The sequence below is a fragment of the Streptomyces sp. NPDC049597 genome (assembly GCF_040675505.1).
GTDB lineage: Bacteria > Actinomycetota > Actinomycetes > Streptomycetales > Streptomycetaceae > Streptomyces.
Genome location: NZ_JBFAOY010000001.1, coordinates 763,819 through 787,511 on the forward strand (window position 1 = coordinate 763,819; position 23,693 = coordinate 787,511).

A 23,693-nucleotide genomic window follows, 5' to 3' on the forward strand; every position below is an offset into this window, starting at 1 on the left:
ACGTACACCCGGCCGCAGTACGGTGTGGTGCATGCGCCCCGACACGCCTGCCGACCACACCGCCGAAGCCGAGCGCCTGCTGCGCACCGCAGCGCAGTATCCGGAGGACGACGAACAGCTGCTGCTCCAGGCGGCGGCCCATCTGGAACTGGCCGGCGACCGCGGCCGCGCCTCCGGCCTCTACGACCGCCTGCTGGCCGCTGAGCCGGAGCACCCGCAGCTGGTCAAGGCCCTCCAGGCGGCCAACCTGTGGGAGTACGGCCACGAGGCGGAGGCCCGCGCCCTGATCGCCGGCATCCGCATCGCGGCCCCGACGCAGGCCGCGCCGTGGGAGATCATCGCCGAGACGCTGGAGTCGCACGACGAGCTCGAGGCGTCCCACGAGTGCTTCACCGAGGCGCTGGCCCTGCTGCTGCCCGAGGACGACGACGTCCCGTACGCGACGCGCTCGCTCCTCACGGGCCGCCACCGCGTACGCCGCCTGCTGGGCCTGCCCCACGACGACCACGACGCCCTCGCCGACCGGGTTCACACGGCCCAGACCCCGGACGTCACGCTCGACGAGCTCCACGACCCGAACCGCCTGTGGGCGCTGGGCTCGGACAACCCGGCGGAACTGAAGGCCGAGATCGCCCGCCTCCGCTCGGAACTGGGCTCGTTCCGCTCGGCCCTGTCGCGCCCGTTCCCGGTGGCGGTCCTGCACTGGCCGCAGGCGGAGCTGGCGGAACTCCTGGAGGCGTACCCCGACCTCACCGCGGAGTACCCGTCGCACGAGAGGCACCTCGCGACGATCGAGTCCTCCCTCCGCGACCTCGCGGGCACAGGCACGGAGAACCTGGGCATCGTGACGGCCACGGTCCCGTCCTACGAGGCCTTCGCGGCCTCGGAGGCGTCCTCCCCGTCGAACGCCTCCCTGCTCCCCCAGTACGCGACGACCCTGGCGGCCCGGGGGCGGGCTGCTGCGTGGCCGCCGGCGCGGGGAGCGGGGTGCTGGTGCGGGTCGGGGCGTGTTTATGGGGAGTGCCACGGAGCCTAGGCCTCGCCCTAGGTTCTCGCGAAGGTCGCGATCATTGAAGAGTCCAAGGCCTCTCGGAATCGGTCAAGCCTCGGCCGACGCTTCGAAACCTCGTCAGAAAGCCCTTCACCTTCAGGCTGAAGACCCTGCTGACACTCACAGGATGCATACAGTAACGTCACATTTGAACCTGATGACCTGACGGGCCGCCCCCTCCCCCCTCGGGCCCAGTCCTGTGTGCGCGAGGAACACCATCTATGCCCTACAGCCCGTCCGCCGACTGGCAGTTCGAGGTTCCCACCCAGGGAAGCAAGCGTCTCCCGCCAGCTGCCCGCTACGTCGATTCCCTTACGCATCAGGGATACGGCTTCGAAGCCGCCATAGCAGACCTCATCGACAACTCCATCGATGCGGGAGCTCGGAACGTGGTGGTCAGTTTCCTGCGGGACGACGACCGCCTCGTGAGCCTCCTTGTCATTGACGACGGCCGCGGAATGGATGACGAAGCCCTGGACGTGGCCATGACCGTCGGTGGACGGGAGAGCTACGCGAACGATGCCCTTGGCCACTTCGGGGCAGGCTTGAAGGCAGCGTCGTTGTCCCACGCCAACTCACTCACCGTCATCAGCCGCACGAAGCGCAGCTCCTCCACAGGCCGTCGCTGGCTCACGGAACAGGCTAAGGCCGACTACAGCTGCGACATCGTTAACGCCCGCTACTGCCAGGACCTCGTAGACCGGTATGACGGGGTGATCGGCTGGCAGGGCACGATCGTTCGCTGGGACGCAGTCCGCGCCTTCGAAACGATCACATCTGGCCAGACAGACCGCTTCCTCAACGACGCCATCGAGAAGCTGGAGACCCATCTCGGGTTGTACTTGCACCGGTTCCTCACCAAGGACAGCTTCAACATCGACATCGTCGTCGAGGACGTACGGACCCGGGAGGAACTGGACCATCGAGGCGTCGAGCCCATCGACCCCTTCGGCTACCGCATACCCGGTCAGCCTGGGTTTCCGCGCCGGTACACGGCGCCAGTTGAAGGCATCGGCAACCTCGAGTTCACTGCGCACATCTGGCCGCCGAAGTCTCCGCTGGTCCCCTTCCGCGGTATCGGCCCCCTCGCCGACCGGCAAGGCTTCTACATCTACCGCAACAACCGCTTGGTACAGGCCGGCGGGTGGAACGGCACCCGTAGTGCTGAACAGCACCACAACCTGGCGCGCGTCTCGCTTGATCTGCCTTCCGGGCCGAATGGCGTCTTCAGCCTCACGGTCAAGAAGGACGGAGTAAATGTCACACCTGCCTTCGCCCGAGGCCTGGAGAAGGCGACTGACCAAGCCGGTAATTCGTTCGCTGCCTACCTGGCAGCCGCTCAGACGACCTACCGGGACGCTGCAAGGCGATCCACCGAGGTCCAGCGAAAGGAAGTCATCCCTCCCGGCAAGGGAATTGACCCAAAGCTGAAGCGAACCCTGAGAGATGAGCTGCCTCAGCTCGAAGGCGAGGATCCGATCACCTTCCGTTGGGACAGCTTGCCACTCGATGTCTTCTTCGACATCGACAGGGAGGGTCACGTTGTACGTCTCAACAAGGAATACCGTCAAGCCTTTAACGGTGACCGTCGGGCTGGCTCAAACGACGCACCTGTCCTCAAGGGGCTTCTCTACTTGGTACTTGAAAAGAACTTCAGGATGGGCCGCTCCAGCGCTCAACGTGACGACGAAATGGCGCTGTGGAACAGCGTGCTGCTGACGGCGGCCCGCTGCGAACTCGATCGCACCAACGCTGACCGCTGACCGCCTGACGCGTAACCGCTGGGGACAACCATGACCGACCACTTGCTCAACCTTCATGGCGACGTACTTGCAGCTATGCGCCGCGGCCCGCGAGACTTCACCCAGCTCGCCGGCGTCCTCTCCGATACGGACGACCCTTGCAGCCTCGATCTCACGGTGTTCCGTGACCGCCTCGTGGGCGGGGACCCGGACCTCAAAGCGCTCTGGTGTCGCGCCCTCACAGCCTGGGACATCTCCGAGACCACCGAGTGGTTCGCGACTCCAGCCCGTACCGACGAACGGCGCACCGAGGTCTACTCACGGCTAGGCTTTGAAAGCGACCTGCGCAAGGCTCTCGATGCCGCCGTCTCCATCGACAAGGGGCCACGCCAAGTTGTCATCAGTGACAAACTCAAGCCCTGGTACTCCAAGGACGCTGCGGGGATCCGGTCCTTCTACTGGACTGCCTATCAGAATCTGCTCCGCAGTAAGGGGTGGAGCGATGCAGCTGTTTCCAGTCTTGATGAGGCATCGCACAGTATCGTCGAGCGGCTCGCAAACCCGACACAACCCGAGGAATACGGCGCCCGAGGCCTCGTCGTCGGCTACGTACAATCTGGAAAGACCGCCAACTTCACCGGCGTTATAGCCAAGGCCATTGACGCCGGCTACAGGCTGGTGATCGTCCTCGGCGGCACTCTCAACCTGTTGCGAAGCCAGACCCAGCGCCGTCTCGACATGGAACTCATCGGCCGGGAGAACATCCTGCGTGGTGCAAACCCGGCGGACCTCGATGACCTCGTCGGCATCGACTACCAAGACGACGAAGACTGGCCGGATAAGTTCGTGTCACACGGCAGCCGGCCTTCGGCGCTCGGGGCGTTCGACGTCGAACGACTTACGACACGAGACGACGACTACCGGGGCCTGATGCAGGGCATCCGTGCCCTCGATATCGAAAAGGTCGACCGGACCCTTCCGCTCTATGATCCAGCGAACCTTCACCATGCCGCTGCACGCATCATGGTGGTCAAGAAGAACAAGTCAGTCTTGACCAACCTCGTGAAGGACCTCAAGAAGATCGGGCCGATCCTTGGCGAGATCCCGGCCTTGATCATCGATGATGAGTCAGACCAGGCTTCCATCAACACCACCAACCCGAAGAAGTGGGCCGAAGGCAAGGTTACTCGCACCGCGATCAACGGCCTCATATCAGAGCTGCTCAGCATGCTTCCACGAGGACAGTACGTCGGCTATACCGCTACGCCGTTTGCCAACGTCTTCGTCTCTCCCGATGACGCAGAAGACATCTTCCCCCGGGACTTCCTGCTCTCTTTGCCGCGCCCCTCGGGCTACATGGGCGTGCAGGACTTCCACGACCTCAACTCAGACAACGAAGAGAGAGAGTCGACGTTCGCCAACTCTCGGGAGAAAGCGCACGTCCGAGGGATCGACAGCGAGTCAGGTGACCGGCTCCTGGAGGCTATTGACGCCTTCGTACTCACCGGCGCCCTCAAGCTATATCGAGTCGCTCAAGGGGTTCCAGAGAGTCGGTTCCGCCATCACACAATGCTCGTCCATGAATCGGTGAGGATGGCCGAGCACGCGAACCTCGCTCTGCGGATCAACTCAATGTGGCACTCGTCCTACGGCAGTTCTGAAGCGCACAGCCGCCTAGCGGACCTCTTCAAGTCGGACTTCCACCCGGTGTGCGAAGCACGTGCTGACGGTCTCCCATTCCCCTCTTCCTACGACGACCTGCGTCCGCACATCAGTCGCGCGCGGCAGCTCATCACTTCCGGCGGCAATCCGGTCATCATCGTGAACGGTGCGACCGAGCGCGATTACGAGCAAGCCGACCTGGATTTCGACCGGACGCCGAACGTGTGGAAGATCCTCGTCGGCGGCACAAAGCTCTCCCGTGGGTTCACCGTCGAAGGCCTCACAGTCACGTACTACCGCCGCAAGACCCAACAGGCTGACACCTTGATGCAGATGGGGCGCTGGTTTGGCTTCCGTGACGGATACCGCGACCTGGTCCGTCTCTATATAGGCCGAGAAGAGCCCTACGGCAAGGACAAATCACTCGACCTGTACAAGGCCTTCGAGGCGGTCTGCCAGGACGAGGAAGAATTCCGGTCTCAGCTCGCACAGTATGCCGAGATGATCGACGGTGAGCCTCAGCTGACTCCTGCCAAGGTACTGCCCCTCGTTTCTCAGCACCTGGCCCTGGTCAAGCCCTCTGCGCGCAACAAGATGCACCATGCTGAACTCGTCGAGATCCGGTCACCTGGAAAACCGATCGAGCCAGCCGCCTATCCGCTGGATGGTGCCGCGATCCGCCGTAACGCAGAACGCTGGCGGCCACTACTTCACGTCTTCGAGGCCGATTCGAGGACAATGACTCTACCGCCGGACGACAGTAGCCCCCTGACCAGAACATTTCGCGGGACGACCACTGTCATTTCCCATGCGGCGCTGGTCAGCGTGATGAGCAAGCTTGAGTGGGAGGGCGACAACCACTTCGCGCCGCACCTGAACTATCTGACCCAGCTCGACGGAGGCCTCGCCAAGGTCGACGACTGGTTGCTCGTGGCTCCGCAGACGACTGCGGACAGACGAATTCAGGCCAGCCTCCTGGGCGTCGGCCCCTGCTCCCTCGTCCGACGCAGTCGGCAACTTGGGAAGCCATCTTTTGGCCGCATCTCTGGACTTGAACACCGCCGCTGGGCTCAGGCACTCATCGACAGCGCTCAGGAGGGAGCCGCTTGCACCACCGCCGATGGGCTCGCGCTTGGCCCCCGCACTGGCGTCGTGCTCCTGTATGCGGTGGTCGAAGCCGCCAAGGACAACGAATTGAAGGCTGCAGCCCCTCACGGCATCGCTGATCCCGCACGGGTCATCCTCGCATTCACCGTGATCTCCCCCAGGGCAGCCAACGACTCGTCACGCCGCTTGCTGCGCTATCGCGCCAAACGCGCCGGCAACTAGGGGCAGCCCATGGGCGGCCGAAGCTAGGCTTCGGCCGCCCATCCGAGACATCATGCACCGCACTCAACGGACAGGACTGCCCTCTTGCTGCCTCTGGACATGTCAGCCGCCACCAACATTCACACCCAGGCGCTTCTCCAAGATGACCCTGAACTGGCAGCGGTCTATGGGAGGCTGAACCAGCTCGACCCCACTGGTCAGCGCTTCGCAAGAGTCCTCCGCGACACGATCGATCAACTCCTCAACGGCGAGGTAACGGGTCGATACGACTGGAAAACTCTGTTCAAGACTGAGAAGACTCACGCCGGCACCCTGGTTGAAATCAATCTGCAACGCGAATTCAGTTTCGACGATGGCATTGACATGGACTACCAGATCAACGGCATCGACGTGGACTGCAAGTACTCTCAGCAGTTCGGCGGATGGATGATCCCCCCAGAGGCGGTTGGTCACCTGTGTCTTCTCATCTGGGCGAATGACTACGAAAGCCGCTGGAGCGCTGGAATCCTTCGCATACGGGACGAGTGGCTGAACCGCGGAAATAACCGCGACATGAAGCTCACTGTCAAAGCAGCGCACCGTAATAAGATTCTCTGGCTCTGGGAAAAAGCGGAGCTACCTGAGAACGTCCTGCTACACATGAGCCCCACCGACCGTGAGGCAGTTTTCGCATCAAAGTCAGGACAGGAACGCCTCAACGAATTGTTCCGCCGGGCACAGAACCGCCGTATCGGCCGGAACGTCATCCGCACTGTGGCGCAGCAGAAGGATTACATGAAACGAGTTCGTGGTAACGGTGGAGCCCGATCCGCCCTGCGCGATGAAGGAATCCTGATCATGGGGGACTACACGGCTCACAGGAAGGTCGCGGCGGCACTCGGAGTTCCTGTACCCCGGGAAGGCGAATTCGTGAGCGCTAAAGTCAAGCGCGTTGACCCTTCACGCGCCCTGCACTCCGTCGAGCTAGAAGGTGCACACTGGGCACTCGCGCTGGATGAACGGCCTGACTGCGCTGCCCCCGTGTTGCCGACCCCAAGACGCTGAGCAAGAAGATCGAGCTTGATAGAGATCAAAAGCGCCTGGACGTATGACTTACAGGAGACGGGTGTCCGCTCTTCACAATTTCACGAGGAGCGAGATAATTCCCCGGTCGGGAATTGTGATAGCGGAAGTTGATATCCGGGCAGAATGCGACGATCAGTGCCGCGCTCTTCCACGACGAAACTCTTCGATACCCTCATTCCATGGTGAAACGGAACCTTCGGGCCCAGGAGCCCGAGCCGACAGTTGCGGAGTGGGTGCCGCCCGCGGGCTCATGGGCATCTTCGGCTGCCCGTCGCCGGAATATGCAGGCGATCCGCAGCAGGGACACCAAGCCGGAACATCTGGTCCGGAGGTTGCTCCATGCCCAGGGGCTGCGCTACCGCGTGGCAGCCAAGCCCCTGCCTGACCTCCGGCGGACGGCGGACATCGTCTTCCGGCCTGTGAAGCTGGCAGTCTTCATCGACGGTTGTTACTGGCACGGCTGCCCTGAGCACTACGTGGCACCGAAGACGAACCCGGGCTACTGGTCCGATAAGGTCGCGCGAAACGTCGCCCGCGACCGAGACACCGACCAGCGTCTCAAGGAAGCTGGCTGGACCGTGCTCCGGTTCTGGGAACACGAGCCTTCGGCAGAGTGCGCGGCTGCCATTGCCGCAGAGGTCGAACGGCGCCGTGCCCTTGCGGGAGGCAAGGGCACGGCCTGATCACGGTCCTTCGGCGTCCCGTTCCCGAGCCGCCTTCAGCACCTCAATGATCGACTTGCCGACAGCAGTGGCAACGGGAGGCGGGAACGCGTTACCGACCTGGCGGTACTGGGCCGTCTTGCCGCCATCAAGAATCCAGCCCTTCGGGAAGCCTTGGATGATCGCGGCCTGCTCCACCGTGAGCATCGGCCCATCGGGTCCGAAAAGGTCGCGGTCTTCCGACTCCTTCTTCTTGCATGTCTCGATGTCATTGGCAACGCCGAGTCCCGAGACTCCCAGCAGCTTCCACGCCGCCTTGGCCCGGCTGGGGCCGAGGTCTGCTCCGCCATGCTTCTTGGAACCGCCTACCAAGGTCGGAGCAATCCCGCCGCCCTTGCCCTTGAGCTCCCGATCGCGTTCAGCAGCTGCGTCACGCCACCGCTTGAGGGCGTCGCGTGCCTGCTGCCCACGTGGCCCGTCGAAGTACTGCTCGTACCGCTCCTCCATCGTGGCGTCGAGCGCCGCAGCTACACTGACCGGCTCTTCGTGAGTCGGCGTCGGCCACTCGTACTTCACGTCCTTGAGGACATCGTTTCGGATGGCCACCAGAATGGCTCGCGGGCGGAGTTGCGGGACTCCAAAGTCACTGGCCTCCAGAACACCCCACTTGCAGACGGTGTAGCCGAGCCCGGGATCGCTGACGACGCTCCCGTCCTCCTCGCGGTACGTACCCCCCTGGAGCTTCGCCATGATCGAGTCGCGGTAGTCGGAGAACTTCGGGTCCATAAGCCCGCGCACGTTCTCGATCATCACCGCTCGCGGATTCAGCCGCTCAACGAGCTCAAGCATGAACGGGAAGAGGTCACGCTCGTCGTCCTTGCCCAGCTGCTTACCCGCATGGGAGAAGGGAGGGCAGGGAACACCGCCGGCGAGGAGATCGAGACCGTCCCGCTTGAGCAATTTGCCGCTTTTAGCCAGATGCTTGTCGGGGTTGAAGTCCTTCACGTCCATGCCGAGGAGATCGCAGTGCTGCTTCTCCCAGCTCCACGACTCCTGAGCGTCGATGTTCCGCTGAAGCGTTTGGGCCGCGTGCTTGTCGATCTCGACGAGAGCGAGGTGCTTGAAACCCGCTTCGTGCAAGCCGATGGCCTGCCCGCCGGCCCCAGCACAGATCTCAATAGAGGTGAACTCCGTCTCAGTGCTGGTCATGCACCCTCCTTTGAACACGTACCCGCTGGCGCCCTGTGCCACCAGCCATCACAGAGGGTGACAGACCCCACTGACAACGCCTCACAAGTGTGAGGCATCCTCCGACGTCTTCAGACACTCCCCACACCAGACGAACATTTATACGATGCTGCGCATGGCACAGACCCCTTGGGTACGGGACGAGCTTTTGCTTGCGCTGGCGCTCGTGGTAGACAACGGCTGGCGCGAACTGCGTCAGCAGGATTCGCGCGTGGTTGAGCTGTCCGGCTTGTTGCGCTCGCTTCCGCTCCACGAAGACGCCGTCGCCGACCCCCGGTTCCGCTCGCCTAACAGCGTCAGCCGTAAGACCACTGACATAGTGACCGCCCACCCCGACCACCTTGGTGAGACGACCAAGGGCGGACGTCCCACTCAGAAGATCGTCGCCGACTACCTGGAACGTCCAGACGCGATACTGGCAGCCGCTCGCGCCTTGCGGCACGTAATGGACAGCGGCGAGCTGCACAGAATCCCTCCACAACCGGATGAGACGGACGAGAGCGGCGAGCTCAGCTCCCTTGAAGGCCGACTGCTTGTCCGCTTGGCCCTCTACCGAGAGCGAGACCGCGGGCTGCGCGAGCTCAAGCTGCGGCAGATCCGAAGGCTGAAGCAGCCCATCGCGTGCGAGGTGTGCTCTTTCGACTTCGGCACGACGTACGGGCCTCTTGGCGTTGGCTACGTCGAGGTGCACCACGTCACACCTCTCCACGCAATCGGGCCTCGCGAGACGCGACTGGACGATCTGGCCCTCCTGTGCGCGAACTGCCATCGCATGTGCCACCGAAGCCATGCCGGCAAGACGTGGCGTACTCCCGCTGATCTCCGCGAAGCAATGCACGGCGTCAGCATTCACGGTGCCTCGTAGAGCTACTGAGCACGAAGGAGAACGTCGTCGGGATCATCTCCCTGCACCGTCAGCCAGACCAAGAGATCTGCGATCAGCGTGGCGGCTGCCTCCTGGTTTACACGTGAGCGCACAAGTCGAGCCGAGGCCGCACTAACGCCGAGCACTTCTCGATAGGTGTCGAGAACCGCCGAAGCACGTCGCACTCGGCTGGTCACTGCATCTCCCATAACGGATAGTTCACACCAAACCGCCTTACCCGTCCCCCGTGGCGAACGCGCCCCAGTCGGCAGACATCGATGCCAGAAGGTGGAGTCCGCGCCCGCATTCGGCATCACAGGATGCTGGTCTCCCAGCCGTCGGCATGACGCCGCTCTTGTCGTGCAGCTCCACCCGAAGACGATTGCCACGGGACTCGAGGACGAGCGTTGCCGGCGTGCGCTCACCCGCGTGCTTAATCACATTGGTCGCGAGCTCAGTCACGACAAGTTGGACTTCATCCACTGTGTGCCGGGCACCCCAGCGGACCAGTGTTGGCCGGATCGCCTTCCGCAGCAGGCTCACTTCATCCGGCACAGCGTCAAAGGGCAGGACACAGCGAAGCCTTGACTCGCAGTCTTCCTCGAAAGTCAAAGTGAGACTCCCTCCCAGAGGACAGCAGCGCTGCGCCCACCGCATCCACGGCGACGCTGCGTGACCTTAGGTCACCGAGTATGACAGTGAGAAGTCTCTCCATGTAACTTCTCACAAGACTCGATCGGGTGAATTGGCTGGCACCAAGGACCATGCTGCATAGCCTGATTGGCGCCCGAAAGTGAAGGACAGCACCGTGTCATCGAGGACTACGACTCGCCGCCGCCAGCTCGGCGCAGCCATGCGAAACCTCCGAGCTCGCGCGGGTATGACGCTGGAAGAAGCCGGCCAACTCGTTGGCGTGTCCAAGGCGACCGTGAGCCGGTATGAAACTCAGGCCGGCCCTGTGAAGTGGCCCATCGTGGATGCTCTCTGCCGCGAGTACGGGGCAAGCGAGGCTGAACGTACGACCGTTGTCGGGTTGGCCAAGGATGCCAAACAGCAAGGGTGGTGGAACTCCATCGCAGATTCCATCCCGGAGAACATGAACCTGCTGCTCACGCTGGAAGACGAAGCGGTCCGCGAGGACCACTTCTCCTGCGTCTACGTTCCGGGCCTCCTGCAGACCCGGGCGTACAGCACCGCCTTGCAGCAGGCGAATGAACTGCGCCTTGAACCAGATGAGATCAACCGGCTCGTCGGCATCCGCATGAAGCGGCAGGAGATCCTCGCCAGGCCCAAGCCTCCGCACCTCTGGGCCATCCTTGACGAGTCAGTTCTGCGACGCGTGGTGGGATCGCCGGAGGTCATGAAGGACCAGCTCGGCCGCCTCCTTGAAGCGAACGAAACCACCCCGATCACGCTCCAGGTGCTGCCGTTTTCCAAGGGGGCTCACGCCGCAGCGTTGGGCAGCTTCGTCATCCTTGGTGCGGCCGATCCTTCACTCGATGTCGTCTACGTCGACCTGCACACTGGCTCGCTGTTCATGGAGACCGAAAGGGAACTGGAGCGATACAGACTTGCGTTCGAGTACCTGCGCGCACAAGCGTTGGACATGGAAGCCTCGTCATCCCTGATCCATCGCATTCGCAAGGAGCTGTAATGCCGACACTACGGTCACACGCCGAGCCGCCCACCTGGTTCAAGTCGTCTTACAGCGGCGGAAACACGACAGAGTGCCTGGAGTGCGCGAGGGTCGGTCAAGCCACGTTCGTGCGTGACTCGAAGCGACCTGAGGGGCCTGTTCTCACCGTCCGCGATGAGCCTTGGCGAGTGTTTGTTGGAGCGGCCACACTCAGCGGCTTTCACGAAGCAGACTGAGGTGTCGGGCAGACCACCGAAGGGCAGCGGTTCCTCCTCGCCTCCCGACTCTGCAATGTGGCAGTGGGCGACGAATCGCAACCTGCCCCGCGCCCCGGGGTGTGTCCTCCTCGTCCGGGGCCAAGTTGCACGCAATCCGCGGTGGCCGACCGGGATGGAGCAATCTCGCGCAACCGGACCCCGCCGTCTGCCCGTTGACCGCATGCTGGTGTCCCGACCAGCGAGAACGGAGCCCAACGTGACGCTCAGGTTCATCGGCACGACGTCCGAACACGGCAACTGCCCCACGCTCTACGAGATCCAGGAGACAGGACAGATCGTGGTCCAGGGCGACCAGCTCACCGATCCCGAGCATCTGGCCCAACTGCGGGACGTCGGCGAACAGGAGACCTTCGTCGTCATTCCCCGTGAGCTGCTGACCCGCTTCGCCCCGAAGGAGTGACGTGCCTCCCTTGATCCCCTTCGAGGAGATCACCCATCTCTTCTCCGAGTTCGAGCGCACTGCCTTCCGCCTGGAGACCCGCCGTGGCTACGCAACCGACCGCGCGGGCGCTCGGTTCCAGGCATTCCTGAAGGGCATGGATCCGCAGCCGGAGCCGGATCATCCGTGGAACGCGAACGTCCGAGCCAAGGCGGCGGGCGGAGCCACGTTTTCCCGGGTCCGAATCATCGATCAGCCGCCCACCGACGGACAGCGGTTTCTCATGGCAACCGCCGCCGCCAACGTGGAAGCGGGAGAGGACATCCGTGTTCTCGCTCGCACCGAGGCCGATCGGCTTGGCCTCCCGGACTGGGACTTCTGGCTATTCGACTCGCGAACCCTGATCCGCATGCACATCGACGAAGCGGACACCACGACCGGTGTCGAAGTGATCGAGGAGGAGGAGCCCGTGCTCGCCGCATGCCGGGCCCGTGATGCCGCCTGGGCCGTTGCCGCCCCTACTGCCGAGGTGTGGGCCCGGGTACGTTCGTCCATGTGAGCAGCACGGACTTCCAGAACGCGCGCGTCGCCCTCGGCCTACGCCTGCGTGAGCTCCGCGAGGACACCGGCCTGACCGGCAAGGGCCTTGCGGAGCGCCTCGGATGGCAGCGGTCGAAGGTGTCCCGACTGGAGACCGGGAAGCAGACGGCGAGCGAGGCCGACCTGGATGCCTGGGCAGCCGCTGTAGGAGCACCTGGGCAGGCAGGCGACCTGAAGTCCCGCCTGCGCGGACTGGAGTCCCAGCAGCGGTCGTGGCGGCGACAACTCGCAGCGGGACACCGGCCGGTGCAGGACCGGTATGTCGTGGAGTACCAGCGCACTAAGACGATGCGTGGCTACGAGGCGACCGTGATCCCAGGCCTCTTCCAGACACCTGACTACGCGCGGCACCTTCTGCTCCAGAACGCTTCCCTGATGCGCTCTCCTCGGGACACGGACCAGGCAGTCGCCGGTCGCATGCGTCGGCAAGCGGTGCTGTACGAGCCTGGGAAAGTATTCCGCGTCCTCATGTGGGAGGGCGTCCTGCATGCGCTGATCTGCCCGCAGGACGTGATGACAGGCCAGCTCGATCGGCTCGTCGGGCTGATCGGGATGAGCACGGTGGAGCTGGGCATCGTGCCGTTCGGCGCAAGGCTGCCGATGACTCCGAAACACGGGTTCTGGATCTTCGACGAAAAGCGGGTCATCGTCGAGACCATCAATACCGAGCTGTCCTACGACTCATCCGAAGACCTTGCGCTGTACGGGCGAGTGTGGGACGGACTGCACAGCGCGTCGGCCTACGGGCCACAGGCGCACCGCCTGATTGCTCGGGCTCGGGCCCAGCTGCAGACCACGTAAGCAACTCACACCAACCTGCTGCCGGGGCGCGCAATCCGGGGCAATCGGCGCGCGCCGACCGCGATCGGATTCCTACCGTCCTCGTCATGGACGCACACACCGTCACGCGCCCGGCGGGCCTCGCTCTGTGTTGGTATCCGAAGCCTGACGCGCCAGTCCGCTGTTGCACGTTGCCACCCGGACATCCCGGCAACCACTCGCACGAGTACTCCGGCGCAACATGGCCGCGAGAGGCGAAATGACCAGCGGCGCATCACCGGCCCGCTGCGCCGACGTGCCGATCCCGCCGGCTGCTGCGCTGTCCTGGGAGGCCTACGCGGGACGCGCCTGTTACGCGTGCGGCAAACCGCTGACCACCGGTGCCGTGTTCGTCGGCCGCGCCACCGGGCAGCAAGGCGCCCACGTCCTCGACACCGACGTCTACGCCTGCCCATGAGACGTACGCGGGTGCCGCCGATCGCCCGCGGCCCAGCCCCGTCCCGTACCAAGCGCCCTGGCAGGACCGGTCCGGGACGGTGTCGGGCTCCCCGGCAGGAGCCCGACACGCACCACGGCGCGCGGGTGAGCCGCGTGCCGAGCACGTATCGAAGGAGCATCGCATGACCGCTCTCGCAACAGAACTGGCCCGTGGCCGCAGCCTCGTCGAGCCGGAGCTCTTCGACCGGCTCGTGGCATTCCTCGTCCAGGAAGAGGGGATCACCCGCGAGCGGGCCGAACGCGTCATGGATCAGGCGCTCGCCTTCCTCCACATGTCCGCCCACCGCGACTCGGGCCTGTCACCGTCCCAGGCCGTGGACCCCGGCTGGCACGCCTTCATGCTGCACACGCGCGAGTACGCCGCCTGGTGCCAGGAGCGGTTCGGCCGGTTCATCCATCACAACCCGTTCTCGGAGCCGCAGCTCTTCGACGGCGCGCAGATGCGGGCCTCCGTCGCCGCGATCGAAGAGGCCGGGTTCATGGTCGACCACGAGCTGTGGGACACGGCGACCTGCAACCCACCGGCCTGCTGTGGTGACGGTGGCGGCTGCGGCGGCAAGTAACCGCCCCGTTCACCGCGTGGCCGCCCGACCGGCGGCCACGCGTCCCCTCGGACCGGAGCCGCCATGCCCGCTCTCCACGTCACCGCCGTCAGCCGGCTCACCGTTTTCCCGTTGCACGGCCTTCTGGTCGCGTACACCACCCAGTCCAGCGACCGGCGCGGCCTGGGCGACATCGCCATCGTCGGCGTCGTCGGCCCGGACAACGCCACGGGAGACCACGTGTGGCGCCTGGCGATGAGCATGTACTCCAACAGGCCCACCGGCCAGGCGCAGGCGCGCTGGGTCCTCACCCAGTGCATCCGCGCCCGCATGTGCCGCGCCCTGTCCTACCGCGACCTTCCGGAAGCGAAATGGACGGCGGTACTGACCCGCAGCATGCGTCTCGACGGGCTGTTCGCCAACCACGACATCCTCCGCACCGGCACATTGGTGATCGAATAGCGCCTTGAGAGGACCGCTGATCCGAAGGCCGGGCGCAACCGAGTGCCGGCGTGCTCCACAATCGACCTGTGGCAGACCGCATCAGCGCGTGCATCTCCGTCCTCGGCGTACTCGCCACCTCCCTCCTCCTCGTCGGCGCCGTCCGTGAGTACCAGGCGGGCTCATCCGCCTGGTGGGTGGGCGCGGGGGTGGTGTTCGTCCTCGCCGCCTGCTTCACCCTCGTGCGTGACGTCCGCCGTTTGCGGGCGCCCGCGCCGAACGGTCGCAAGTCGTGAAGAGCGTCGGCACCGCACCCCGTACCGGCGGTCGTCCTATCCCCGCGCCCACGTCCCCAACGCCCGTGCCAGGCGCTCGTTCTGCTCGCGCGTGATGCCGTGGGCAAGGCGTATCCCGCAGCGCGGGCTCATCGGCTCGTCGCAGCACAGGATGCCCCTGAAGGACTCCTCGGTGCCGCTGAGCGGTGACGCGGCGGTCAGCGTCCACTCGGCCGGGCCCCAGAGTGGGTGGTCGGACAACAAGGCCGACGCCACACGCGGTGCCTGCGCCGCCGGGGCGCCCATGTGGAGAAGCGCCGTGGTGACCATGTCCCGCGCCTCTGAGGGGAGATCCGCGTCGCCGAGCGCCGGCAGCAGGAGCAACAGCCGGGCGTGCGGGTCGTGGACGCCCGGGGCGGTCGTGTCAGGGGTGTGCGCGATGTGGACGAGTTCCCGCCAGGCGAGACCCGGTCCCGCCTGGTGGCCGTCGAGGGTGGCGAGGTGGCCCAGTCGCCCCCAGTCCGGGTGGGTGACGACGTACTCGGTGCCGAAGTCGTCGGGGAAGTTGCGGTAGACCACCGCCGCGGTGTGACCGTCGGCGAACGGGATCCGGAAAACCGGCCAGCGATCCTGGTCCATGGCCGTCTCGTACGCCGCGTCCGCGTCGGCCGCGTCCACGCCGAACCACTCGGGGGACGGTTCGTCGTCCTCGTCGTCCGTCTCGCACAGCCACAGGAGGTGGGTGGCCCAGAACCCCGGCAGGGAGAGCAGCTCCTCCCCGGCGACCAGCGGGTCTTCGTCGTATCCCTGGATCAGCACGCGTCAAGACTGCCAGGCGCCACCGACAGCCGGGGAGCAGGCGACCGGCCGGCGGTGACCGAGCACGTCGGCCACCCGCTCCCTCACCCGGCGCCCCCCGCAGCCGCCCGTCACACCGCCGTCGGCATCTCCCCCGCCTCCGACACCGCCTCGTCGATCGTCGTCGCCGCCGCCCGCAGCACCTCGACCGCCTGGTCCAGGAACGGGTTCGGGTCGCCCGACCGGCGGACCGCGAACACGCGGCGTACGTGCGTGGGGTTGGCCAGGCGTATCAGGTGGACGTCCTCCGACTTGCTCAGGGCCAGTTCGGGGACGATCGCGACGCCGAGGCCGTTGCGTACGAGCTCGAAGGGGAGGTTGTAGTCGTTCGTGCGGAAGATGACCTCCGGGCGGAAGCCTCCCGCCGCACAGATGTGGAAGAGGGAGCGGGCCGCGTCCGTGTCCTCGCGGTAGCAGATCCAGCGTTCCGCCGAGAGGTCGCTGACCTGGATGCGTTTGCGGCGGGCCAGCCGGTGCCGCTTGGGCACGAGGACGTACAGCGGCTCTTCCAGGATCAGCGTCCGCTCCAGGTCGGGCGGGTCGTTGCGCGGCACCGTCCCGTATTCGAAGATCACGGCCAGGTCGAGCCGGCCCTCCGCGACGGCGGGCAGGGTGACCGGCGGGTCGCCCTCCTCGTAGCGGACGTCGACGTGCGGGCGGTCGCGCAGGAACTCGGTGAGGACGGCCGGCATCAGGCGGAAGCCCGCTGACCAGAAGCTGCCGAGATGCAGCCGGCCGCGTTCGGCCGCGGCGAAGGAGCGCATCTCGTCCTCTGCGGCCTCCAGGTCGGCGAGCAGTCGTGCCGCCCGCCGGGCGAGCTGGGCGCCGGCGGCGGTCGGCCGGACACTGCGCGGCGAGCGCTCGAAGAGCGGCACGCCGAGGGCCCGTTCCACCGAGGCTATCTGCTGGGAGACGGCGGACGGGGAGTAGCCGAGGCGGCGGGCGGCGGTGCGCAGTGAACCGGTGGCGACCACATCGCGGATCGCCTGCAACTGCGTCGGGGTCAGCATCAGCCGAACTTAACAACCGCTCCGATGTCGCCGCCAGAGGTCGCTCTCGGTGAAGTTCCCCGCCGTGCGGGCGTGTCGAGCGCTCGACGGTTCACCGCGCAGGTGGGCGAGGGTACGCGGCGGGAGCCGAGCAACAGGTCAGCTGAACAATGTGTGCGGCAATGTTCGTTCTGTTTCATCTTGTGCCGCCGGTTCGACTGTCGCAGATTGAGCGGCATCAAGCGGCAGGAACCGGCCATCACTTGGCCGGCCGACCAGCGAAAGGCAACCGCCATGGACATACGGCTCCCGGGGCTCCGAGCCCGTCGCACGAGGCGCGCCGCAGCTGCCGGCGTGGCGCTGGCCGGACTTCTTCCGCTGCTGGCGGCGTGCGGCGGCACACCGTCGGCCGGTGCGACCGGGCCGGGCTCCGCAGCGCCGTCCGGTCAGGCCGCCGCGCAGAAGAAGGACCCGAAGCTCGCGGCGCTGCTGCCGAAGAAGGTGCGCGACTCCGGCGAGCTGGTCGTCGCGGAGGGCGACGACTATCCGCCTCTGGTCTCCCTCGGTCCGGACAACAAGACGCTGGTCGGCATGGAGCCGGAGCTCATGCGGGCGATCGGGCAGGTGCTCGGCGTCGAGGTGAAGTTCTCCAAGGCCAGCTTCGACAGCATCATCGGCGGCGTCCAGTCCCGCCGCTACGACCTCGCCATCCAGGCCATGCTCGACAAACCGGAACGGCGGCAGCACGTCACGTTCGTCGACTACTTCAAGACCAGCAGCGCCATCCTGGTGCAGCAGAAGAACGCGAAGTCGATCGCCTCCCTGGACGATCTGTGCGGCAGGACGGCGGCCGTCGAGAACGGCACCGCGCAGGTCGAGGACATCGAGGCGCAGGCGAAGAAGTGCGAGGCCGCGGGCAAGCCCGCCGCGAAGGCGCTGGTCTTCCCCGACTCCGTCGGCTGTTTCCAGGCGCTGTCCACCGGCCGCGCCGACGCCTTCGTGGGCGGCACCCCGACCGTCGCGTACCAGGCCGGGCAGTCGAACGGCCAACTGGAGCAGGTCGGTGAGCCCTACCGCTTCCTGCCGTACGGAATCCTCGTGAACAAGCAGGACAAGGACCTGGTCGAGGCCGTGCGGCTGGCCCTGCAGAAGCTCGTCGACAACGGTGCGTACGGCGAGATCCTGCGGCGCTGGGACGTCGAGTCGGGGGCTCTCGACCGGGTCACGGTGAACGGCGGCGCGACGGCATGAGCGAGTCCACGCTCCGCACCGCCCCTGTGGTCAAGACGAGCGCGGGCCGCAGGCGGATCGACGCGGTGCCGGTGCGCCGGCCGGGCCGATGGTTCGCCTCCGCTGCACTCCTGTTCCTTGTGGTCTTCCTCGTCGAGGGATGGGCCTCGAACGAGCGGATGCAGTGGGCGACGGTCGGCGACCACCTCTTCGCCCCCGTCGTCCTCGAAGGTCTGGCCACGACGCTCTGGCTGACGGCGGCCGCCATGGTCATCGGTGTCGCCGGGGGTGTCGTCCTGGCCGTGATGCGCCGGTCCGCCAACCCGCTGCTGTCCCGGCTGAGCTGGGTCTACGTGTGGGCGTTCCGCGGCACACCCCTCCTGGTCCAGCTGCTGTTCTGGTACTTCCTCGCCGCGATCGTCCCGCAGGTCGGGCTCGGGGTGCCGTGGGGGCCGACGTTCGTCGAGTTCGACACGAACACGCTGGTGACGCAGACGTCGGCCGCGCTGCTCGGCCTCGGGCTGCACGAGGCCGCGTACATGGCGGAGATCGTCCGTTCCGGCATCGCCTCCGTGGACGACGGCCAGACGGAGGCGGCGCACGCGCTCGGCATGACGCGCCGCCAGACCCTGCGGCGCATCGTGCTGCCGCAGGCGCTGCGCATCATCATCCCGCCCACGGGCAACCAGGTGATCTCCATGCTCAAGACCACCTCCCTGGTCTCGGTGATCGCCGTGCCCGAACTGCTCACCTCCATCCAGGCGATCTACTCGCGCAACTTCCAGCAGATCCCGCTGCTGACGGTGGCCTGCGCCTGGTACCTGCTGGCCGTGTCGGTGCTCAGCGTCGGCCAGTACTACCTGGAACGCCGGTACGGACGCGGGGCGAGCCGCGATCTGCCGCCGACTCCGCTGCAGCGCGTACGCACCGCCCTCGCCGGCCGCGGGACTTCGCCGCAGGAGCCCGTACGCCCGAAGCCCGTGCCGCAGGAGGACCGATGACGACCACCGCAGCACCCGTGGTGCGTGCCGAGGGTGTCCACAAGAGCTTCGGCCGGACGGAGGTGCTCAAGGGCATCGACCTGACCGTCGCCGCGGGCGAGGTGATGTGCCTGGTCGGTCCGTCCGGATCCGGCAAGTCGACCTTCCTGCGGTGCATCAACCACCTGGAGACCATCGACGCCGGACGGCTGTACGTGCGCGACAGGCTCATCGGCTACGAGGAGCGCGACGGCCGCGTCCACGAGCTCACCGACGCGGCGATAGCGCGGCAGCGGCGTGGCATCGGCATGGTCTTCCAGCGCTTCAACCTGTTCCCGCACATGACGGCGCTGGAGAACGTGATGGAGGCCCCGGTCCAGGTCAGGAAGGAGTCCAGGGCCGAGGCCGGGGAGCGTGCGCGGTCCCTGCTCGCCCGGGTCGGACTGGCCGACCGTGCCGGCTCCTACCCGTCGCAGTTGTCGGGCGGTCAGCAGCAACGCGTCGCGATCGCCCGGGCGTTGGCCATGAGGCCCGAGCTGATGCTGTTCGACGAGCCGACCTCCGCGCTGGACCCCGAGCTCGTGGGCGAGGTCCTCGATGTGATGCGTGGGCTCGCCCAGGACGGGATGACGATGATCGTCGTCACGCACGAGATGGGATTCGCCCGCGAGGTGGGCGACTCGCTGGTGTTCATGGACGACGGTGTCGTCGTCGAGTCGGGCGACCCGGCCGATGTGCTGGGCTCGCCCCGTCACGCCCGCACCCGGGCCTTTCTCGGCAAGGTCCGCTGACCGGCAGCCGGACCGCTCCCGGCAGCGCGGCGCGTCCAGGCGCGGGCACGGGACGGGTTCGGCCTCGACTGTCGTGCCCGCCACCCCTTCCCGCGCCGCGCCACGCCCCACGCTGCCCCATTTGTCACGTATGCCATGGTGCCGGTGCGGGCTCCTCCGGCACCTGTCCCCGCCCCCCGGCATCGCCCCGCCCCGGCGGCCGCCCTTCCTTCCCGTACCGCAAAGGAAAGACCCATGCCTCGTGTCCTCGTCGTCGGAGCCGGCGTACTCGGCGCCTCCGTGGCGCACCATCTGGCCCAGGCCGGTGCCCACGTCACCGTGATCGACGCCGGTGGCCCGGCCGCCGGAACGTCCAGCGCCACCTTCTCCATCGACGTCACCCACCTCAAGACGCCGTTCAGCTACTACGCGTTGAACCGGCGCGGCGCCGAGCTGCACCAGCGGCTCGGCGAGGAACTGGGCGGAGCCGACTGGCGCCACCCCGCGCCCCTCGTGCAGTGGGGCCACACCGAGCAGGAGCAGCACGTCATCCGCGAGCGGGCCGAGCGGCTGCGGGACTGGGGCCACGCCTGCCGCTCCGCGCACCCCGCCGAACTGGCCGACCTGGCGCCGGGCGTCTCCCCGGACGCCTGCCGGGCCGACGAACTCGTCGTCCACGAGCACGCGTGCTGGTACGACGCCCCGCTGTTCACCCGGCGGCTGCTCGACCGGGCGGCTCTGGGCGGCGCGGACATCCGCTTCGGGCTGCGTGTCACGGAGGTGCTGCGCACGGGCGGACGCGTCACCGGCGTGGTGGCCGAGGGACGCCGGTTCGAGGCGGACTGGGTGGTCAACTGCGCGGGCCCGGACGCGGGGCGCATCGCCGCGCTGGCGGGTGCGTCGCTGCCGCTGAACCGGGTGCCCGGGCTGGTGGGCGAGAGCACACGGCTGCCGGACCACGAGCAGCTCGGCGCGATCCTGGCCACGCCCGGTGTCGACCTGCGGCCCGCGCCCGACGGCCGGGTCGTGTCGATCTCGTGGCCGGTGGACGCCATGCTGCCGCCGGATGCCGAGGGCGCGACGGACACGAGGGACGCGGTGGACGCTTCGAACGCTTCGAACCCTTCGAACGCTTCGGACACGGCGCGGCGGGCCGACCCGGCGCTGGAGCAGGAGCTGCACCGTCTGGGCCGGGAGGTGTTCACGCCGCTGCGCGCCGCCGGAATGGCGGGCGTACGGCTCGGGGTGCGTCCCGTGCCCGCGGACGGGCTGCCGCTCGTCGGCTGCGCGGAGGCGACTGCGGGCCTCTACACGGTCGTCACGCACAGCGGTGTCACCCTGGCACCGGCGCTCGGCCTGCTCGCCGCGCGGGAGATCGTCGGCGGCCGCGCCTGCGAGGAACTGGCGGACTACCGCCCGGACCGCGTCCCCGCCACGGACGTACTCGACGAGAGCGTGCAGGTCATGAGCGGTGCGGCCGCGATCACGGCGGCCTGAGCCGGGACGGTCGGACGCCGCCGCCCCCTGGGGCGGACCTGGCGACGTCCACACGGCCGGGGCCGTTGTCAGTGGGTACCGTCATGCTGGCGGCCATGACTGCGATCACGCTGACCGACATCGAGGCGGCGCTGCGCGCCAGTTGGGCCGCCGACACGTGCTCGCCCGACGACGTGGAGCGCGCGGCCTGGAGCGAGGACAATCCGTCCTGGGGGCACTGCGATGTCACCGCCCTGGTCGTGCACGACGTCCTCGGCGGTGATCTCGTGCTGGGCGCGGTATTTCTCGGCGGCGAGCAGCACGGCCACCACTGGTGGAACGTGCTGCCGAGCGGCGTCGAGGTCGACCTCACCCGCGACCAGTTCCGCGACGGGCAGACGGTGACCGGCCGGCGGATCGTCCCCAGACCGGTCGGGCGGCCGCTGCGGCGTGCGAAGGAGTACGGGCTGCTGCGCGGCCGGGTCGAAGCACGGCTCGGCCGGTCCCTGCCCGGGCCGACCGCGGAGGGGCCCTCCCGCCGCGCGTTCGACGCCGCCGGCCACCGGCTGTCGTACCTGGACTTCGGCGGTCCGGGGCTGCCGCTGCTCGCGCTGCACGGGCATTTCGGCGAGGCCCGCACGTTCGCGGACCTGGCCGCATCGCTCGCGCCCGCGTGGCGGGTGATCGCGCTCGACCAGCGCGGCCACGGCCGTTCGCACCGGCCGGGGGACTTCTCTCGCGAGGCGTACGTACGGGACGCGGCGGCACTGCTCGACCACCTCGGGCTCAGCGGGGTCGTGGTGCTCGGGCACTCGCTCGGCGGTGTCAACGCCTACCAGCTCGCGGCCCGGCGGCCCGAGCTGGTGCGCGCGCTGGTCATCGAGGACATCGGCGCGCAGGTCGACGACGACCTGTCGTTCTGCCTGTCCTGGCCGCACCGGGCGCCGACGCGCGCGGCGCTGATCGAGGGGCTGGGAGAGTCCGCGCGCTATCTGGGGGACGCGATACGCGAGTACGCCGACGGGTGGGGTCTGGCCTTCGAGCCGAAAGACATGGTGCTCTCGCAGCAGCGGCTCAAGGGGGACCACTGGGAGGACTGGCTCGCGGCCGACTGCCCGGCACTCCTGGTCCACGGCGCCCGCAGCGACGTCCTGAGCGCCGCACACGCCGAGGAGATGGCCGCGCGCCGCCCCGGCACCACACTCGCCCGGCTCCCGGCCGGGCACACGGTGCACGAGACGGACCCGGCGGGATTCGCCGCTGCGGTACGCGAGTTCCTGGGCGGCCTGCGCGCGTGAGGCGTCGTGCCTCCCTTATGGGCACAACCGCAGCTCCGGCAGATCCGTGGTACGCGTCCGGCCGGCTCGATTCCGGCACCCACAGTCCCGACCCACATCGGGGCCCCACGCAGAACCATCACGAGTTCCGCCACTCCTGCACATTTCCCTCACCCAAGTGCCATGCTCGGTACCTTCGGTTCCGCTTCATCGGCCTTGGGGGCACACATGTCCATACGAAAAGCGCGCGGTCGAGCCATAGCTGTTGCCGCAGTCCTGGGTGTGGCCGTTACCGGGTGCGGCGGGGACAGTGACGATGTGAAGCCCCTCGCCGCAACGTCCAGTGCTGCTGCGCGGGAAACGCCCACCCCCTCGGCCACGCCGGTCCTCGACCTCGTCGACGACGAGGAGAGTGCAGATGCGGGCAACGAGATCGTCGTGGCCGTACTGGACAACGACACCCTCGCCCAGGACGGCGGCACTCCCCAGGAACTCGAGACCGCTCTCGGCGCTGAGGGGTTCACCCTGACCGTGGACACTGCTCCGGCGCACGGCACGGCAACGGTGGACGGGACCGACATCGTCTACACCGCCACGCCCGGCTTCGGAGGCGAGGACGAGTTCACGTACCGCGTGCAGGTGAAGGGAGACGCCTCGCTCAGCGGGACCGCCGTCGTACGGATCACCGTGGCGAAGCCCACCCCCACGCCGAAGCCGACTCCGACCAAGGCACCTGCCGCACCGAAGGTGTCGTACGCGAACTGCGCTGCCGCGCGAGCGGCGGGGGCGGCACCTGTGCACGAGGGCGATCCGGGCTACGGGCGCCATCTGGACCGGGACGGTGACGGCGTCGGCTGCGAGCCGTACAGCGGAGGCAGTGGAGGCAGCTCCGGGGGCTCTGGGGGCTCCGGAGGTTCCGGGGGGAGCACCTACTACGCCAACTGTTCTGCGGTACGTGCCGCTGGTGCCGCTCCCATCCATTCCGGTGACCCGGGATACGGACGCCACCTCGACCGGGACGGCGACGGCGTCGCCTGCGAGTGACGACGCGGCGAGAGGA

The 23,693-nt window shown here is 67.0% G+C and carries 25 protein-coding genes; 21 read left to right on the plus strand and 4 right to left on the minus strand.

Annotation, left to right across the window (positions count from 1 at the left end; translation table 11 throughout):
* Positions 1-31: 31 nt before the first annotated feature.
* From AB0K02_RS03425 to AB0K02_RS03445, 5 genes are all read left to right on the plus strand, one after another.
* Complete coding sequence (locus tag AB0K02_RS03425; RefSeq protein ID WP_365990626.1) at positions 32-1,036, plus strand: SEC-C domain-containing protein; 1,005 nt, start codon at positions 32-34, stop codon at positions 1,034-1,036.
* Positions 1,037-1,272: 236 nt separating this feature from the next.
* On the plus strand, positions 1,273-2,814 hold the full coding sequence (locus AB0K02_RS03430) for an ATP-binding protein (protein ID WP_365990627.1): 1,542 nt from the start codon (positions 1,273-1,275) through the stop codon (positions 2,812-2,814).
* 30 nt (positions 2,815-2,844) lie between these two features.
* Positions 2,845-5,784, plus strand: a complete 2,940-nt coding sequence (locus AB0K02_RS03435) for a Z1 domain-containing protein (protein ID WP_365990628.1) — start codon at positions 2,845-2,847, stop codon at positions 5,782-5,784.
* 99 nt (positions 5,785-5,883) lie between these two features.
* Positions 5,884-6,828, plus strand: coding sequence for a NaeI family type II restriction endonuclease (locus tag AB0K02_RS03440; RefSeq protein WP_365990629.1), 945 nt, complete (start codon positions 5,884-5,886; stop codon positions 6,826-6,828).
* A 200-nt stretch (positions 6,829-7,028) separates the two neighbouring features.
* A complete protein-coding gene (locus AB0K02_RS03445) occupies positions 7,029-7,532 on the plus strand; it encodes a very short patch repair endonuclease (RefSeq protein ID WP_365990630.1) in 504 nt (167 codons plus the stop codon).
* Here AB0K02_RS03445 and dcm read toward each other — a convergent pair whose 3' ends face one another.
* On the minus strand, positions 7,533-8,720 hold the full coding sequence (dcm, locus tag AB0K02_RS03450; protein WP_365990631.1) for a DNA (cytosine-5-)-methyltransferase: 1,188 nt from the start codon (positions 8,718-8,720) through the stop codon (positions 7,533-7,535). It abuts the gene before it with no gap.
* A 154-nt stretch (positions 8,721-8,874) separates the two neighbouring features.
* Between dcm and AB0K02_RS03455 the strand changes: the two genes are divergently transcribed.
* Positions 8,875-9,624, plus strand: coding sequence for an HNH endonuclease (locus AB0K02_RS03455; RefSeq protein WP_365990632.1), 750 nt, complete (start codon positions 8,875-8,877; stop codon positions 9,622-9,624).
* A 234-nt stretch (positions 9,625-9,858) separates the two neighbouring features.
* Here the strand turns inward: AB0K02_RS03455 and AB0K02_RS03460 are convergent, their stop codons facing one another.
* Entirely contained in the window at positions 9,859-10,281 is a 423-nt protein-coding gene (locus tag AB0K02_RS03460) for an ATP-binding protein (protein ID WP_365990633.1), read from the minus strand.
* Positions 10,282-10,432: 151 nt separating this feature from the next.
* Here AB0K02_RS03460 and AB0K02_RS03465 point away from each other — a divergent pair, with 151 nt between their 5' ends.
* From AB0K02_RS03465 to AB0K02_RS03505, 9 genes are all read left to right on the plus strand, one after another.
* Positions 10,433-11,278: a helix-turn-helix transcriptional regulator gene (locus AB0K02_RS03465; protein WP_365990750.1), complete on the plus strand. Its 846-nt coding sequence runs from the start codon at positions 10,433-10,435 to the stop codon at positions 11,276-11,278.
* Positions 11,278-11,496 (plus strand): DUF397 domain-containing protein, encoded by a 219-nt coding sequence (locus AB0K02_RS03470; RefSeq protein WP_365990634.1) that lies wholly within the window; start codon positions 11,278-11,280, stop codon positions 11,494-11,496. The genes AB0K02_RS03465 and AB0K02_RS03470 overlap by 1 nt, the downstream gene beginning before the upstream one ends.
* A 238-nt stretch (positions 11,497-11,734) precedes the next feature.
* Entirely contained in the window at positions 11,735-11,938 is a 204-nt protein-coding gene (locus AB0K02_RS03475) for a hypothetical protein (RefSeq protein ID WP_365990635.1), read from the plus strand.
* A 1-nt stretch (position 11,939) separates the two neighbouring features.
* Complete coding sequence (locus AB0K02_RS03480; RefSeq protein ID WP_365990636.1) at positions 11,940-12,476, plus strand: DUF6879 family protein; 537 nt, start codon at positions 11,940-11,942, stop codon at positions 12,474-12,476.
* Positions 12,473-13,318 (plus strand): helix-turn-helix transcriptional regulator, encoded by an 846-nt coding sequence (locus AB0K02_RS03485; RefSeq protein WP_365990637.1) that lies wholly within the window; start codon positions 12,473-12,475, stop codon positions 13,316-13,318. Before AB0K02_RS03480 ends, AB0K02_RS03485 begins: the two co-directional genes overlap by 4 nt.
* Positions 13,319-13,556: 238 nt before the next feature.
* On the plus strand, positions 13,557-13,754 hold the full coding sequence (locus AB0K02_RS03490) for a hypothetical protein (protein ID WP_365990638.1): 198 nt from the start codon (positions 13,557-13,559) through the stop codon (positions 13,752-13,754).
* A 163-nt stretch (positions 13,755-13,917) separates the two neighbouring features.
* On the plus strand, positions 13,918-14,358 hold the full coding sequence (locus AB0K02_RS03495; RefSeq protein ID WP_365990639.1) for a hypothetical protein: 441 nt from the start codon (positions 13,918-13,920) through the stop codon (positions 14,356-14,358).
* 63 nt (positions 14,359-14,421) lie between these two features.
* Positions 14,422-14,799, plus strand: coding sequence for a hypothetical protein (locus AB0K02_RS03500; protein WP_365990640.1), 378 nt, complete (start codon positions 14,422-14,424; stop codon positions 14,797-14,799).
* Between the two features lie 68 nt (positions 14,800-14,867).
* Positions 14,868-15,074: a hypothetical protein gene (locus tag AB0K02_RS03505; RefSeq protein WP_365990642.1), complete on the plus strand. Its 207-nt coding sequence runs from the start codon at positions 14,868-14,870 to the stop codon at positions 15,072-15,074.
* A gap of 36 nt (positions 15,075-15,110) precedes the next feature.
* On the opposite strand, the gene AB0K02_RS03510 is transcribed toward AB0K02_RS03505, so the two are convergent.
* Both AB0K02_RS03510 and AB0K02_RS03515 read right to left on the minus strand, forming a co-directional pair.
* Positions 15,111-15,872, minus strand: coding sequence for a hypothetical protein (locus tag AB0K02_RS03510; RefSeq protein ID WP_365990643.1), 762 nt, complete (start codon positions 15,870-15,872; stop codon positions 15,111-15,113).
* Between the two features lie 110 nt (positions 15,873-15,982).
* Positions 15,983-16,921 (minus strand): LysR family transcriptional regulator, encoded by a 939-nt coding sequence (locus AB0K02_RS03515; RefSeq protein ID WP_365990644.1) that lies wholly within the window; start codon positions 16,919-16,921, stop codon positions 15,983-15,985.
* A 273-nt stretch (positions 16,922-17,194) separates the two neighbouring features.
* On the opposite strand from AB0K02_RS03515, the gene AB0K02_RS03520 reads away from it, so the two are divergent.
* The 6 genes from AB0K02_RS03520 to AB0K02_RS03545 all read left to right on the plus strand — a co-directional run bounded on the left by AB0K02_RS03520 (position 17,195) and on the right by AB0K02_RS03545 (position 23,677).
* Entirely contained in the window at positions 17,195-18,151 is a 957-nt protein-coding gene (locus AB0K02_RS03520) for an ABC transporter substrate-binding protein (RefSeq protein WP_365990645.1), read from the plus strand.
* Positions 18,148-19,131: an amino acid ABC transporter permease gene (locus tag AB0K02_RS03525; RefSeq protein WP_365990646.1), complete on the plus strand. Its 984-nt coding sequence runs from the start codon at positions 18,148-18,150 to the stop codon at positions 19,129-19,131. The genes AB0K02_RS03520 and AB0K02_RS03525 overlap by 4 nt, the downstream gene beginning before the upstream one ends.
* Positions 19,128-19,901 (plus strand): amino acid ABC transporter ATP-binding protein, encoded by a 774-nt coding sequence (locus AB0K02_RS03530; protein WP_365990647.1) that lies wholly within the window; start codon positions 19,128-19,130, stop codon positions 19,899-19,901. The genes AB0K02_RS03525 and AB0K02_RS03530 overlap by 4 nt, the downstream gene beginning before the upstream one ends.
* Positions 19,902-20,135: 234 nt before the next feature.
* Complete coding sequence (locus AB0K02_RS03535) at positions 20,136-21,377, plus strand: FAD-dependent oxidoreductase (RefSeq protein ID WP_365990648.1); 1,242 nt, start codon at positions 20,136-20,138, stop codon at positions 21,375-21,377.
* A gap of 95 nt (positions 21,378-21,472) precedes the next feature.
* Complete coding sequence (locus AB0K02_RS03540; RefSeq protein WP_365990649.1) at positions 21,473-22,654, plus strand: alpha/beta hydrolase; 1,182 nt, start codon at positions 21,473-21,475, stop codon at positions 22,652-22,654.
* A 297-nt stretch (positions 22,655-22,951) separates the two neighbouring features.
* On the plus strand, positions 22,952-23,677 hold the full coding sequence (locus tag AB0K02_RS03545) for an excalibur calcium-binding domain-containing protein (RefSeq protein ID WP_365990650.1): 726 nt from the start codon (positions 22,952-22,954) through the stop codon (positions 23,675-23,677).
* The last annotated feature ends 16 nt before the right edge of the window (positions 23,678-23,693 follow it).

Bases quoted from the DNA above. Each gene is read 5' to 3' on its own strand.
- dcm (WP_365990631.1), bottom strand. From the start codon at position 8,720: ATGACCAGCACTGAGACGGAGTTCACCTCTATTGAGATCTGTGCTGGG.
- AB0K02_RS03435 (WP_365990628.1), top strand. From the start codon at position 2,845: ATGACCGACCACTTGCTCAACCTTCATGGCGACGTACTTGCAGCTATG.
- AB0K02_RS03515 (WP_365990644.1), bottom strand. From the start codon at position 16,921: ATGCTGACCCCGACGCAGTTGCAGGCGATCCGCGATGTGGTCGCCACC.
- AB0K02_RS03460 (WP_365990633.1), bottom strand. From the start codon at position 10,281: ATGCGGTGGGCGCAGCGCTGCTGTCCTCTGGGAGGGAGTCTCACTTTG.
- AB0K02_RS03530 (WP_365990647.1), top strand. From the start codon at position 19,128: ATGACGACCACCGCAGCACCCGTGGTGCGTGCCGAGGGTGTCCACAAG.
- AB0K02_RS03430 (WP_365990627.1), top strand. From the start codon at position 1,273: ATGCCCTACAGCCCGTCCGCCGACTGGCAGTTCGAGGTTCCCACCCAG.
- AB0K02_RS03520 (WP_365990645.1), top strand. From the start codon at position 17,195: ATGGACATACGGCTCCCGGGGCTCCGAGCCCGTCGCACGAGGCGCGCC.
- AB0K02_RS03490 (WP_365990638.1), top strand. From the start codon at position 13,557: ATGACCAGCGGCGCATCACCGGCCCGCTGCGCCGACGTGCCGATCCCG.
- AB0K02_RS03425 (WP_365990626.1), top strand. From the start codon at position 32: ATGCGCCCCGACACGCCTGCCGACCACACCGCCGAAGCCGAGCGCCTG.
- AB0K02_RS03470 (WP_365990634.1), top strand. From the start codon at position 11,278: ATGCCGACACTACGGTCACACGCCGAGCCGCCCACCTGGTTCAAGTCG.
- AB0K02_RS03540 (WP_365990649.1), top strand. From the start codon at position 21,473: ATGACTGCGATCACGCTGACCGACATCGAGGCGGCGCTGCGCGCCAGT.
- AB0K02_RS03440 (WP_365990629.1), top strand. From the start codon at position 5,884: ATGTCAGCCGCCACCAACATTCACACCCAGGCGCTTCTCCAAGATGAC.
- AB0K02_RS03495 (WP_365990639.1), top strand. From the start codon at position 13,918: ATGACCGCTCTCGCAACAGAACTGGCCCGTGGCCGCAGCCTCGTCGAG.
- AB0K02_RS03525 (WP_365990646.1), top strand. From the start codon at position 18,148: ATGAGCGAGTCCACGCTCCGCACCGCCCCTGTGGTCAAGACGAGCGCG.
- AB0K02_RS03535 (WP_365990648.1), top strand. From the start codon at position 20,136: ATGCCTCGTGTCCTCGTCGTCGGAGCCGGCGTACTCGGCGCCTCCGTG.
- AB0K02_RS03500 (WP_365990640.1), top strand. From the start codon at position 14,422: ATGCCCGCTCTCCACGTCACCGCCGTCAGCCGGCTCACCGTTTTCCCG.
- AB0K02_RS03445 (WP_365990630.1), top strand. From the start codon at position 7,029: ATGGTGAAACGGAACCTTCGGGCCCAGGAGCCCGAGCCGACAGTTGCG.
- AB0K02_RS03455 (WP_365990632.1), top strand. From the start codon at position 8,875: ATGGCACAGACCCCTTGGGTACGGGACGAGCTTTTGCTTGCGCTGGCG.